This is a genomic window from Vibrio sp. 1557 (genome assembly GCF_033340175.1).
In the GTDB taxonomy this organism is placed as follows: domain Bacteria; phylum Pseudomonadota; class Gammaproteobacteria; order Enterobacterales; family Vibrionaceae; genus Vibrio; species Vibrio alginolyticus.
Window position 1 is genome coordinate 1 of the sequence record NZ_JAWOVZ010000012.1, and the last position, 13,020, is coordinate 13,020.

Annotated in this window: 10 protein-coding genes and 1 tRNA gene; 6 read left to right on the plus strand and 5 right to left on the minus strand. The window is 43.7% G+C overall.

The features are described from left to right. The 3 genes from R7070_RS14895 to R7070_RS14905 all read right to left on the minus strand — a co-directional run bounded on the left by R7070_RS14895 (position 1) and on the right by R7070_RS14905 (position 3,404). Positions 1 to 74: transfer RNA gene (locus R7070_RS14895), tRNA-Cys, on the minus strand. Positions 75 to 278: 204 nt separating this feature from the next. Further along, positions 279 to 1,733: an ATPase RavA stimulator ViaA gene (gene viaA / locus R7070_RS14900; protein ID WP_256900030.1), complete on the minus strand. Its 1,455-nt coding sequence runs from the start codon at positions 1,731 to 1,733 to the stop codon at positions 279 to 281. Positions 1,734 to 1,742: 9 nt separating this feature from the next. After that, the gene (locus R7070_RS14905) at positions 1,743 to 3,404 is read right to left on the minus strand and encodes an ATPase RavA domain-containing protein (RefSeq protein WP_005375980.1); all 1,662 of its coding nucleotides are present in this window, start codon (positions 3,402 to 3,404) and stop codon (positions 1,743 to 1,745) included. A 269-nt stretch (positions 3,405 to 3,673) separates the two neighbouring features. Here R7070_RS14905 and R7070_RS14910 point away from each other — a divergent pair, with 269 nt between their 5' ends. From R7070_RS14910 to R7070_RS14930, 5 genes are all read left to right on the plus strand, one after another. Beyond that, positions 3,674 to 4,189: an NUDIX hydrolase gene (locus tag R7070_RS14910; protein ID WP_005375979.1), complete on the plus strand. Its 516-nt coding sequence runs from the start codon at positions 3,674 to 3,676 to the stop codon at positions 4,187 to 4,189. A gap of 22 nt (positions 4,190 to 4,211) precedes the next feature. Further along, positions 4,212 to 5,216, plus strand: coding sequence for a low-specificity L-threonine aldolase (gene ltaE / locus R7070_RS14915; protein WP_062730971.1), 1,005 nt, complete (start codon positions 4,212 to 4,214; stop codon positions 5,214 to 5,216). A gap of 78 nt (positions 5,217 to 5,294) precedes the next feature. After that, positions 5,295 to 5,615, plus strand: a complete 321-nt coding sequence (locus tag R7070_RS14920) for a c-type cytochrome (protein WP_005375977.1) — start codon at positions 5,295 to 5,297, stop codon at positions 5,613 to 5,615. Positions 5,616 to 5,826: 211 nt separating this feature from the next. After that, positions 5,827 to 7,359 (plus strand): putative basic amino acid antiporter YfcC, encoded by a 1,533-nt coding sequence (yfcC, locus tag R7070_RS14925; RefSeq protein ID WP_005387492.1) that lies wholly within the window; start codon positions 5,827 to 5,829, stop codon positions 7,357 to 7,359. 112 nt (positions 7,360 to 7,471) lie between these two features. Continuing rightward, positions 7,472 to 8,467 carry a succinylglutamate desuccinylase/aspartoacylase family protein gene (locus tag R7070_RS14930; RefSeq protein WP_104980723.1) on the plus strand — a complete coding sequence of 332 codons (996 nt, stop codon included), beginning with the start codon at positions 7,472 to 7,474 and terminating at the stop codon, positions 8,465 to 8,467. A 207-nt stretch (positions 8,468 to 8,674) separates the two neighbouring features. On the opposite strand, the gene R7070_RS14935 is transcribed toward R7070_RS14930, so the two are convergent. Next, on the minus strand, positions 8,675 to 9,208 hold the full coding sequence (locus tag R7070_RS14935) for a lipocalin family protein (RefSeq protein WP_005375974.1): 534 nt from the start codon (positions 9,206 to 9,208) through the stop codon (positions 8,675 to 8,677). Positions 9,209 to 9,515: 307 nt separating this feature from the next. Here R7070_RS14935 and R7070_RS14940 point away from each other — a divergent pair, with 307 nt between their 5' ends. Next, on the plus strand, positions 9,516 to 9,896 hold the full coding sequence (locus R7070_RS14940; RefSeq protein WP_017633640.1) for a cystatin domain-containing protein: 381 nt from the start codon (positions 9,516 to 9,518) through the stop codon (positions 9,894 to 9,896). A gap of 59 nt (positions 9,897 to 9,955) precedes the next feature. On the opposite strand, the gene R7070_RS14945 is transcribed toward R7070_RS14940, so the two are convergent. Then, positions 9,956 to 13,012, minus strand: coding sequence for an AAA family ATPase (locus tag R7070_RS14945; protein WP_115386666.1), 3,057 nt, complete (start codon positions 13,010 to 13,012; stop codon positions 9,956 to 9,958). Positions 13,013 to 13,020: the final 8 nt, after the last annotated feature.

The window sequence follows — 13,020 nt, forward strand, 5'->3', positions numbered from 1 at the left end:
TGGAGGCGCCTCCCGGAGTCGAACCGAGGTCCACGGATTTGCAATCCGCTGCATAGCCACTCTGCCAAGGCGCCTTTTTATTACGCTTCAGGGCTCTACCCCGTTGCGTTGGTGGCTACTTTACGGATTGAGAGAAGATAGTCAAACAAAAACATTTCATTTTCTGTTCGTTTGATTTCTTTTAAGTCAATTCGACCAAAGTTCGATCTTATTGGCTTAAAACGAAGCAATATAAATCTCGCTTTCAGTTCGTTTTGTCCCATGAAACATTAAGGCGTTTAATAGTTGCTGACCCTTTTTAGCAATCTTCCCACAACATTAGGGTGATAAGACCAAGTGTGATCAAACATCGACATTAATGCAGGATTTCCGTATTTCGATAAGCTAATCGCGTGAAAACGGTTTTTCTTCGCTTTGAGCGCATCCACTTTGGCCAGTAACTCGTCTTGTTGTTTTGGCGCGATAAAGTCGGAAATGACTACCATGTCTGCGTTTTTATATTTATCACCGCTCATCAAGTCGATAGATTTAATCAAAGTTGGCTCTAAGTCTGTACCACCATGGAAGCGATAAGTTAGAAAGTCCGCCGCCTCGCGCAGACCATCTTGTTTGGTTAGTTCGTAGGTAATGTGTTCCGTAGAAAAAATAATGACATAGCAATCACGTTGCTCCGCTAGTGCGATTTGCATCAGAGCATAAGCCATGGCTTTGGCGCATTGCTCAGGAAAGCCACTCATGGAACCGGACGCGTCCACACAAACAATGAAGGGGCCTTTTTCGATATCTACCGCTTTATGGTCAGGTCGGTGAGCTTTAACTTTACGTAACGTGCGCGATTTGCCTTGTGTACGATAGTTCATGAGCCGTTTATCAACTAAGTGTTTATAGAACACAACTTCAAGTTCAGGATACGCCAAAAACATCGTTTCGTTGGGAAGTAGCTTATTTAGATCATCGCTTTCGTGAATACCGACAATATCATCCGTCGCCTCATCACTTTTCTCTTCGACCAATTGAAGTTCTTCAGTGGGCGCACGATTTAGTTCAGGATCATTTACTTGCCCCGCCATACGACCGAGTTGCTCCGCAATTTCTTGCAAGCCTTGGTGCTTCTTCAGAAACTCAGCATGGCGTTTCATCACCGTTAAGTCTGTTTTACTCAACTTGGCAGATGCCATATCCCACAGGCGCCCTACACTTTCAGCGTCACCCGACTCCGTGACTTTATCCATATTACGCATGGTTTCCATACGTTGATACAGGTCATTCAGCACCTTTTCTTTATTGGCTTCAAGCTCGCTTACTTGCGCTTGTTTTATAGCATCGGTGAGGCTTTTGTACCATTGATCACAAAAGTAATGAGGGAACATAGGGTTATTCATCCCTTTGTTCTTTTCCATCATTCGGCGAGCTTGCATGTAAAACGCAGAGTGCCATTCCAGCTTTTTAATCACATCTTCGATGTTTTCAAAAAACACCTCTTCATCCCAATGAATAACCTCTTGATATAAAGACAGCTCTTGTTGGAAACGCTCTGTCTCACATACCTTGGTGATCCGTTTTTTGACGCTGCCTCGCCACTTTAACAAGTGACCTTTGACCGAAGATTTAACACCTCGGTTTTCTGCCATCATCATGACTTGTGAACGCGCCATCAAATCATTAACTGCGCTATCGATGATGCCGGAGTCGGCCACCATCAGCGCGAGGTTAAGTCCGTCTGCACCTAGCATGTCGTCTCCTTATGAGAAAAACTGATTTAAGTTTTTAAAGCGTTGGATAACTTTTTCACTTTCTGCTTGGATTGATTCAAGTCTCTGACTGACCTGTTGTAGACTCGACTCCATAAGGCGGGGTAGTTCAGGATCAACAAAGCTATGCGGAAGCGCATCATGAAAGTTCGCTTTCACCTTGCGCATATGGTGTTCTGCCTCACTAAGCTGATTTACGGCTTTTTCGCTCTGCGTTAACCACTTTTGGTAAAGCTCTACATCCAAGCCCTCTTGAGTCACTAGGCTAACCAAAATGCCTCGGTTCGCGATATCACGGATAACTAGGTTATTCGCCGCGTCAACATCAAATCGTAAACGGCACATGTTGGTGTTTTGATTGACGTAACCATACACATCACCGCTTCCCTCTTTAATGACTCGATCTAACTCATCTTTGGGTACATAAACCCAGCGGCTATCACCTTTTTCTGATTCTGAAACCGACATGTTGCTTTGCAAGACAACCAATTTAACTAAGTTAACGGCTGCGCCAACTTTGTACATCTTGGCTTTAGAGGTATCAAAGCGCATGGTTTCTTTACGCAAAATACCCGTGGCCGCTTCAGACGTTAACGTCATGCGGTAGGCATCTTCTAGTTCATGTTGGACATCAACCAAAGACTCACGGCAGTATTCGATTTCCTGCTCCGCGTCTTGTTGATCAAATGCATGTTTTAAGGCGAACTCTTGAACCACTTCACGTACCACATCTCGCGATTCAGGACTGTTCCATAAACAATCTTGCAGCAGTAAAAGGTCAAGCGGATTTATTTCATCGCGACCATTAAAAAACGCGCTCGCTTTTAACAACTTCACGGCTTTCTTCCAGCGGCGGTCAGAGACATACATATCGGTATTGGCCACATCACCAAACTGAGCTTCAACTTTGCTTTCTAACATCGTTTTAAGCTGGAAAAGCTTTTCGAATGCATTGTCGGTTAACGTCAATTTGTCGAGCTGTTGTTGCCATTGATGATATTCTTCATCAGTTATCGCTAGGCCTTCTGGTACTTGTGCCTCTTGCGATGTGCCCACAGTCAACATCGACTTAAAGTTTTGTTTATTCTGAATTCGATTCACAAACACACGCACCAACATGCGGTCGTAGAGCGCATCCAATCCACTATCTTCATCGGGTAATTCATTGGAAGCCGATACCAACAAGCGCATTGGCACACGCTCGATATCGCTGCCATTTTTGAATGTTTTCTCATTAACCACTGTCAGCAATGTATTAAGAATTGCAGGGCCCGCCTTCCAGATTTCATCCAAAAATACGACTTGTGCAGTTGGCAAATACCCTTTAGTTAAGCGAACATAACGGCCGTTGTCTTTTAGCTCTTGGATACTCAGTGGCCCAAACACCTCTTCAGGGGTTGAGAAGCGCGTCATCAGGTATTCGAAGTAACTGCTGTTATCGAACGCTTGGATGAGTCGTTTGGCAATTAAGCTTTTTGCAATACCAGGGGGACCTAAAAGAAAAACACTTTCACCAGCAAGTGCAGCAAGAAGGCAGAGCTTGATCGTATGTTCACGCTCATAAACGCCATCCGTTAACGCTTTCGCCAATTTATTGATGCGTTCTGAGAGAAGCGCTTTTTCGGCATTTGAGGTAAATAAGGTTTGTGTCATACGTTCTCCGGCTGCTGAAGTGGTATTGCGTTAACATTTTTATACACTTGTTATAACTTTGTTACAAATGTATTTTGTCGAATTCCCCTTATAGCAGATGCTTTTCCCCTTCTTGACGAAGCAATCAAAGTTTCCATTTATGAGACATTGCTCACTTAAAGTGCAAACGCTTTCGTCGTGTTGCAGTATTTTTTGCTTTTGTTTCCCACCATTTGTGGTTAATGTCGAAAAACGTCAAAAATGCGGTAACAGCTAGGGTTTATAACTGCATGAGCAAGATAATTCATAAATGGAAGCAAATTTCTCTGATTGAAGAAGACGTTGTGCTTCCTACAGGACAGGCAATTACGCACACCACAATCCATCATCCGGGTGCTGCGGTGATTCTCCCTATTACAGCGGAGGGTCACATTGTCCTTGTCCACCAATTTCGGCCTTCACTTAATAAATGGCTATTGGAACTTCCTGCTGGTACCAGAGAAGGCAACGAAGAGCCACTCTGCTGCGCCAAAAGAGAGCTAGAGGAAGAAACTGGGTTTAGTGCAGAGAAATTCACGTCTCTCGGCCAAGTCACCCCTCTTGCCGGATTTTGTGATGAGATACAGTATCTATTTGTTGCCGAAAAGCTCAACAAAACAAACCGTTACGAGTGCGATGAAGACGAAGTGATTGAGGTCGTCACCTTGTCAATCAAGCAACTCGAAGAAAAGATAGTCGATGGCACGATCACCGATGCCAAAACGATCGCTTGCTTAAGCAAAGCGCGCCTTTGCGGATATATTTAGGACTTTGACCAAGGAGACATTCATGGATTTTCGATCAGATACCGTTACACAGCCCACCCAAGCCATGCGAGAAGCCATGTTTAAGGCCCCCGTTGGGGATGATGTTTATGGTGATGACCCTACGGTCAATGAGCTTGAAAAATTTGCTGCGCAGCTTGCTGGTTTCGAAGCAGCTTTGTTTACCACTTCAGGCACTCAAGCCAATCTGCTCGGTTTAATGGCGCATTGCGAGCGGGGAGATGAATATCTATGTGGGCAACAAGCACATAACTACAAATACGAAGCTGGTGGCGCGGCGGTTTTGGGATCAATTCAACCTCAACCAGTCGAAAATAACCCAGATGGCACGCTACCATTTGATAAACTGACTGCTGCGATTAAACCAGATGATTGTCACTTTGCTCGCACTAAGCTTCTCAGCTTAGAAAACACAATTAATGGTAAAGTACTACCTCTGTCTTACTTAGCAGAAGCACGTGACTTCGTGAATAAACATAACTTGCAGATGCATCTAGATGGCGCTCGCGTTTTTAACGCAGCCGTTGCACTTGATGTTCCGGTAAAAGAGATCGGTCAGTACTTTGATTCAATGACGATCTGTCTGTCGAAAGGTCTGGCTGCCCCTGTTGGCTCGCTACTACTTGGTAGCAAAGACTACATCGCAAAAGCACGTCGCTTAAGAAAGATGGTCGGCGGTGGTATGCGTCAAGCGGGTATTCTTGCCGCAGCAGGCAAACTTGCCCTTACCGAACAAGTGGAACAGCTAAAACAAGACCACATCAACGCAAAAACCTTAGCGGAAGGTTTAGCAGAACTGCCTGGTTTTTCAGTCAACCCTGAATTTGTTCAAACGAACATCGTGTTCGCGAAGCTTGATCCTCAAGTGGACATAGTAAGTATCGCTGCGAAACTAAAGGAACAAAACATCACGATAACCCCTGGAAATCCAATTCGTTTTGTAACTCATAAAGATATTTCAGCGAAAGACATCGACACTTTCTTATCAAGTATAAAATCTCTACTTTAATTTGATTTTGATCATTGAGCTTCCCCTAAGGGGAAGCTTTATTGTATCGCCATGATTTTTAGCGAATAGATAACCTCCATGCTCAGGTTTGTACTTCTAATCTCTTTTATTTTCTCTTCCGCTATCCATGCCGAGCCGTTTGGTGATGCTGATAAAGGTAAAATCAAATCACCTAGCTGTGTCTATTGTCACGGTGTTAAAGGCATCGCAACGAACAACACCTATCCAAGCCTTGCTGGTCAAAATTCTCAGTACCTTTACAATGCAATGAAATCTTATCAAGCCGGTGAGCGTAAAGGGCCGCTTGCAGAAATGATGGCAGCACAGTTAAAAATGTTAAATGATGAAGACCTTCGTGATGTCGCTGCTTTTTATGCAGAACAGACAGAAATCAAGTAATTAGATCACCTGTAGATGACTATGAAAGCTCGTGAATCATCCAAACTCAACGCATATTGAAACATTAACCCAACATTTGACCACAAAACAATCAAATTAACTTCACTTCAAATATTTGATGAATTTATAGTTCAACATAAGCATTAATATTGACTTTTTATTCTATTTTATCGATATTTCATGCTTTATTGAATTTGACGTGAAGTAAGTTATGTCTCACACACATGCGCAACCAGCAGACTCGGTTGCTACCCCTAAGTCGTGGCAGATGCCAGATACCCTCATTTTGATCTTCATTGTTGGTATTCTTGCTGCGATTCTTACCTACTTAATTCCTGCTGGTCATTTTGATAGCCAACAGGTGACCTACATGGTCGACGGTGCAGAAAAAACTCGCACAGTTATCGATCCTTCTTCTTTCTCTTATGCAACCGACGAAAACGGTGAATTGGTTTACAACAAGGTTGGCCTGTTTGCTTCTGGTGGTGGCATTGGTCTGATGAACTTCCCTTTCGAAGGGCTAGTTTCTGGCTCTAAATGGGGCAGCGCAATCGGCGTGATTATGTTCATGTTGGTTATCGGCGGTGCTTTCGGCGTTGTAATGCGCACAGGCACAATCGATAACGGTATCCTGCGCCTTATCGATAAGACCAAAGGTAACGAAGCGCTATTCATTCCAGTGCTATTTTTGCTGTTCTCGCTAGGCGGTGCGGTATTTGGTATGGGTGAAGAAGCCGTAGCATTTGCGATTATTATCGCGCCGCTTATGGTTCGCCTTGGTTATGATGGTATCACTACGGTAATGGTTACCTATGTTGCGACTCAAATTGGCTTTGCTACTTCTTGGATGAACCCTTTCTCCGTCGCTATTGCGCAAGGCATTGCGGGTGTACCTGTTTTATCCGGCATGACAGTGCGCATGGGGTTATGGGCTGGCTTTACGTTAATCGGTATCGCTTTCACAATGATCTACGCCGCTCGTGTGAAGTCAAATCCTAAACTTTCTTACAGCCACCGCACAGACCAGTATTTCCGTCAGCAAGAGCTTGGCAATCAAGATTCTCGTTGGAACCTAGGTGACACACTCGTTATCCTTACGGTTATTGCGACCACGGTGTGGGTCGTTTGGGGCGTAGTCGCTAACGCATGGTACATCCCAGAAATCGCTTCTCAATTTTTCACTATGGGCTTTGTTGTCGCGATCATCGGTACGATTTTCCGCCTGAACGGTATGACGCTAAACTGCGCAGCTGATGCATTTAAAGAAGGTGCAGCTATTATGCTTGCACCTGCCCTATTAGTGGGTTGTGCGAAAGGTGTATTGCTTATACTTGGTGGTGGTACAACTGATGAAGCGAGTGTACTGAATTCAATTCTAAACAGTGCTGGCGGCGTGATTAGCGGGCTTCCTGACGTGGCTGCGGCATGGTTAATGTATGTATTCCAATCTATCTTCAACTTCTTCGTCACTTCAGGATCCGGACAAGCGGCACTAACGATGCCTCTACTGGCCCCTCTGGCAGACATTGCAGGAGTTACGCGCCAAGTGGCAGTTTTGTCATTCCAACTTGGCGATGGCTTTACTAACGTTATCGTCCCTACTTCGGCATCTCTCATGGCAACGCTTGGTGTCTGCCGTATCGACTGGGGTGACTGGGCAAAATTCTGCTGGCGATTTATTCTATTACTCTTTACCCTATCAAGTATCGTCGTTATCGCAGCTCATATTATGGGTTTTGCGTAAAACGAAGCCAATTGGTAATTAAGGCGAGACATGTTCTCGCCTTATTAATATTCATGGTATGACGACGCTAAGGTTTTAGATTAGCTCATGGTTTTTTGGAGTGGTAACTTTAATGGCAACACAATTTCTCGATGACGTGATTCAAGGTCATCAAGTGATTCAATCTCTCAATGTAGCAGACCTAAATTCGGGCGAGCATAAGTTTTGGTTTCGCATCGCAACGAATGCTCTCTCTCAGTGGCAACACCTACCTGTGCTAGTGTTCAAAGGTGAAAAACCTGGCAAGAAAATCATGATTACCGCAGGGGTTCATGGTGATGAGTACAATGGTGTGTTAGCAGCGCAGCAAACTGCTCGAGAGCTCATCGGCACTGAAGTCGCTGGTACTGTCACTATTGTTCCAACCGTTAACATGCCAGGTATGCTAAACCACAGCCGTGATTTCTATTCCGCAGACCCTGATGCGTCTCCTGCAAACTTAAACCGCTTTTTTCCTGGTGACCAAAACGGCAATGAAGCCCAACGCTACTTATATGCATTGTGGAATGATTTGCTCAAACCAAATGCTGATTTAGCCATTGACCTTCACACTCAAACCAGTGGTGCGGCCTATCCGCTTTACGTGTTTGCAGATTTCCGAATCGAGCAATCATTAGAAATGGCTCGTCTCATTAATCCTGATGCGATTTTAAATGATCCTGGAGATGCTGGCGTCCTTGAAACGGTTTGGAATAACCACGGTGTCCCAAGCATTACAGTTGAAGTAGGTATGGGGCGATACACCGAGCAAGAGCTCATCAGTCGAACTGTAACAGGCATTTTTAATGTGCTGAAAGAGCATAACATTGTTGAAGGTGATGTGGACACTATTACGTCATGCTTGGAAGGAAACGAAATCATCAGTGTGAAAGCGACACACGGCGGCTTTGTACTGCCTCATGTTAGTTTGATGGATTTTGTCGAGCAAGGTCAACTTCTTGCGATTCAATACGACAGCTTTGGCGCTGAGATTAAACGCTACACCGCCCCAACAAGCGGCACAGTACTTAGCCACAATGTTGAATCTATTCGAGCACCAGGCTCCCTGATCGTTCGTTTGATTAAGTAAACCATAACCGTTTGTTGATAGATCAACCTTTCGACGCTCACTCAAATTTATATAAGCCCCATCACGAGTAATCACAAATGATGGGGCTATATCCATTTTGACCACATTAAGTTACGCGGTAACAAATTACTGTTAAGCGAAATGACAAACTGAGCTCTTAATTAGGAAGCTTCCCCTCTGTCCGCTTTTTCAGCCACGCTGATGAACTTAAAGCTGTCTTTGTTTCTCTTGTTCAACAAAAATGAGCTCGTCTATAGCGAAACCTTTCTCTTTAGCTACGTACTTAAAGCGCTCCACTACTTTCTCATCAACGTTAGGCGTTCTAGACAATAGCCACAAATAGTCGTGGTTGTAACCGGAAACAAACGCATAGTTATAGTTTTCACCTAGCTCAAAAACAATGTAAGAAGAGTATATTGGCCCAAAAAAGGAAACCTTTAAGTGTCCAACCGTTTTATCTTCAACAAAATAAGCTTTGCCTTCAGCTTCTGACCACTGTCGCTCTTCTTCGGAATATCCACGGTTTATCACCTTAACCCCACCATCCTCGCGAACCTGATACTCAGCGGTAACGTTGGATAAGCCTCGCTCAAATGAATGGTCTAGGCGTGCAATTTCGTACCACTTACCTAGATATGGCTCTAAATCGAAATTATTGACGGGTTCCACCCCATCCGGCTTCGAGGTACAACCAAATAAAGTTGCAAGTGACAAAAGTAAAAATATTTTTATCGATTTCATACAACACCTAAATTTTAATTAGTGATTGATTTTACTCTAGAAGATAACAAATCGATCACTAAGCCGCACCATCGCCCTAATAGGTACACATCACAATTCTTCATCATCAATAGCGCGCTGAACACCGAAACCTCGTCATCTCAGCAAATCGATAACAAGATTGCTCTATTTTTGACTTACAAGCTGACCATGCTTGTACATTTTGTCAGCATTTAACCCTATGCATATAGAAACTTTGCACAACATAGACATTCGTAGGCATATCACCCTCCTATAATACGTTGCGTTATAGACAGAGGTTATTGTTATGAAATTAAAAACAGTGTCAGTTTGTGCACTTTTGGTGTTACTTGCAGGTTGTCAGCAGGAAAAGCCGAGCGCAACGACACAATTAACGACCTCGGCAGATGTATGTAATGCACAAGGAAACATGCCAGGTGGGTGGAATGAGTTTAACGCGACCCCTGATGCACAAAAGGCAATGGCCTTTGTTTTAAAGAAAATGGACACAATAGCGTCGTTTAAACAAATACTGAATGTTCACGCGCAAATCGTTAGCGGCGTCAACTATGCTATTGAGTTTGAATTGGATGATGGCTCTGTTTGGAACACGATTGTTTATCGCAACCTCGATGGCGAATATGCGATTACCCAATCGCCAAAAGAAGGCCACTTTTGCGAACAGTAGCGACTTAGTCAGAAAGCCCCTAACAATAGGGGCTTTTTGATCTAACAGTAATCACTGAATTAGACAGCGAAGCGACATTGAGATTTAATCGACACCGTTGAACCAAGTCTTGATGGTTCAACATCAATCCTCTGCGCCATTTGCTCTTTCAGCTCAGAAACGTGAGAAATAACACCGATCATGCGCCCAGTCTGTTGCAGGTCCACTAGCGTTTGAATAGCAAGATCTAAAGACTCTGGGTCTAAACTACCGAAGCCCTCATCAATAAATAAAGTGTCTAAACGGATACCGCCACTATAGGATTGCACAACATCCGACAAACCAAGTGCCAGAGCAAGCGCTGCCATAAATGATTCACCGCCGGAAAGTGTCGCAACATCACGCGTTTTTCCTGTGTAGCCATCTTCAACCATTAAATCTAAGCCGCGACCCGCAGCGCCTTTGAAGCCCTCTGTTTTTCGAGCAAGAATATAGCGCCCTTTACTCATAAGGCTTAAGCGTTGAGAGGCCTGAATCAGCACATCATCCAACAGTACACCAAGAACAAAGCGATGTAGGCTAACCCTGCTGCCTGTTTTACCGCTAGCAACGTCGTACAACGTACCAAAGACTTTGTATTCTTCTTCTAACTTACTATTTTTCTCATGCAACACGGCAATATCTTTACGAACCTTTTCAAGACGTTCAAATATTGAGCGTGTGGTATCAAGTTGATTCCTTACTTCAATATATTGCGCCTGCAGAGTGGTTAACCTATCGTTAAACGACTCTAAATTAGGCCTTTCAAGATCTTTCAATGCATGATTTAAATCATGTAGTGTTTGCTCAAGCTTGGTTTGTGCCTGTTTGAAGCTGTCTATTTCTTGCTGCCAGGCTTGAAGTTCATCATCTCCCACTCGACTACTTAGATAATGGCTTTCATCCTCAAATTTACTCGCCTGTAGTGCCTCATTCCACGCTAATTCTGCTTGGCTAAGTTTTTGCTCTGACTCAGATAACCACTGCTTGTTCGTCGCTAAGTGACTTTCCGCATTTGATTTCTCCAATATCGCTTGCTGTAAAGCGGTTTGCGCCTTTTCTAAGCCTGTGTTCAAACTCAGAATTTGCTCTTTTGTCAGCAAAATTTCACGTTCAAGCAAGTCAGCGGAACTGTATTTTGGGTCAATAGAAGCTTGTAATTGAGCCAATTGTTCTTGGTTCGCTTTAACGGTTGATTCATTTGCCGCCATTTTATTCTGCAGCTCATGAATTTTATTTTCACCCACGACGCAGCGTTGATTAAGCTGTTCAACGTTCTTTTCTAGCTTTTCAATATCAATAGCTTGTAGACGTAGGAGTTGAGCATTGATCGCTTGCAAATCATTTTGAACCGTCGAGATCTCAGATGTAGCATACTCACCCAACTCCTCTTTCAACTGGTTACACTGATTCTGATACTGACTAATGACAACGTTATGTTGTTCTAGCTGATTGCTTAGTTGGTTCAACAAGGTTTGAGCTTCTCGCTCTTTAGCTCTAGCCGCCTGAACTTGCTCTTTTGTAACGGCTTCTTCAACAAACGTTGCGGGGTTAGGATGCGTTTCGCTACCACACACCGGGCATGCTTCACCTGCTTTTAGTCGCTGCGCTAATACTGCCGCTTGAGCGTTGTGCCACTTAAGCTCTATCGTATCAGCGGCTTGTTGACGCTGCATATAGCGCTGACTGGCTTCGTGTAGTGACTGCTGCTTGCCTACAGTTAGCGCATTGAGTTTAGAGAGCTCTAAAGTAAGATCATGCAGCTTTTGTAGATCCTGTAACAGCCGTTGTTTTTGTTTTATTTCCGCATCGATGCTGCCAATAAGCGCAACATCAACTCGTGCTTTCTCTAGCTCCTTCTGTCCCTGCTGGGCCTGTAACGTTAACTTATCTTTTAGTTCTATGTACTGTTTTAACGTTGCTTCAAATTGTTGTTTTTGTTGATAACCCGCCGTTATTTTACTTTCCAAATTGTCTTTCTCGACCAACTTGTTTTTCATACTTTCAAGCTGATACTGCAGTTGCGTTAACTGCGGGACCTTTGCCGCTGCCTCTTTTGCACTTTGCTGCAAGTTTTCTTGTTCTCTCGCAACGACATTAGCTTTTTCGAGACTCTCTTCCAAAGCTACGATTTTTTGCCTAAGCTCTTGCGTTTGAGCTTTTGCATTTTGTAATGAGATGTAGGGCAACTCTATCTTATTGGCATTTTTAGCGTTTTCTAATTGCTGTTGACGAGCTTTTATCGAATCTGCGTGTTCTAGATGCAGCTTGAGTGCGCTTTCTGCTTGCTCTCGTTTCGAAAACTCTCCATTCAAGGTTTCCGCTTTTTGCAATTCAGATTTAGCAGTATTGAGCTTATCTAACGCTGCTTGCTCATTCTTTTTATCAGACTCTAATTGCTTAGTTACTTGTTCCAGTTGTTGTAATAGTTCTTGTTCAGAACTCGCTTCTGCAACTTGTAAAGCACCTCGAATTTGATTATCAAATTCGCCTTTCGCTTTACTAATTGCACTCGCTTTATCTTTGAGCGCGTACTCAATTTTTTTATATATGTCAGTTTGAAAGAGCTGGCCAAAAATTTCTTCACGCTCTTTAGAGCTAGCAAGCAACAGTTCTCGGAATTTTCCTTGAGGCAACACCATAACTTGACGAAATTGAGTTTCATTCAAGCCAATAATATTGCTAACTTCAGTTTTAACCTGAGTCGTCTTGCTGGTGATAAGCGTTTCAGTCTCACCGAGTTCATAAAGAGCCGCAGTGTGCTTTTTAATCGTCATCCCTTCACCACGGGCCTTGGGCGCTTCCTGCTCAGGGGATCGAACAACTCGGTATTGTTTGCCGTGTAACGAAAATTCGAGAACTACTTCGGTTGGTAAGTCTTGCGCGGATAAGTCACACCGCATCTGAATACCTTGTCGCTCATTACCTGTGGTTTCACCATAAAGGGCGAAGCAAATGGCATCTAAGATCGACGTTTTACCGGAACCTGTAGGACCATTAATCAAAAATAGAGGGTTACTGCCAAGCTTCTCAAAATGAATGATTTCAGTTTTTGCAAACGGACCAAAGGCTTGCATGGTTAGTTTAATTGGTTTCATCTTTGGTC

Bases quoted from the DNA above. Each gene is read 5' to 3' on its own strand.
- viaA (WP_256900030.1), bottom strand. From the start codon at position 1,733: ATGCTAGGTGCAGACGGACTTAACCTCGCGCTGATGGTGGCCGACTCC.
- R7070_RS14905 (WP_005375980.1), bottom strand. From the start codon at position 3,404: ATGACACAAACCTTATTTACCTCAAATGCCGAAAAAGCGCTTCTCTCA.
- R7070_RS14910 (WP_005375979.1), top strand. From the start codon at position 3,674: ATGAGCAAGATAATTCATAAATGGAAGCAAATTTCTCTGATTGAAGAA.
- ltaE (WP_062730971.1), top strand. From the start codon at position 4,212: ATGGATTTTCGATCAGATACCGTTACACAGCCCACCCAAGCCATGCGA.
- R7070_RS14920 (WP_005375977.1), top strand. From the start codon at position 5,295: ATGCTCAGGTTTGTACTTCTAATCTCTTTTATTTTCTCTTCCGCTATC.
- yfcC (WP_005387492.1), top strand. From the start codon at position 5,827: ATGTCTCACACACATGCGCAACCAGCAGACTCGGTTGCTACCCCTAAG.
- R7070_RS14930 (WP_104980723.1), top strand. From the start codon at position 7,472: ATGGCAACACAATTTCTCGATGACGTGATTCAAGGTCATCAAGTGATT.
- R7070_RS14935 (WP_005375974.1), bottom strand. From the start codon at position 9,208: ATGAAATCGATAAAAATATTTTTACTTTTGTCACTTGCAACTTTATTT.
- R7070_RS14940 (WP_017633640.1), top strand. From the start codon at position 9,516: ATGAAATTAAAAACAGTGTCAGTTTGTGCACTTTTGGTGTTACTTGCA.
- R7070_RS14945 (WP_115386666.1), bottom strand. From the start codon at position 13,012: ATGAAACCAATTAAACTAACCATGCAAGCCTTTGGTCCGTTTGCAAAA.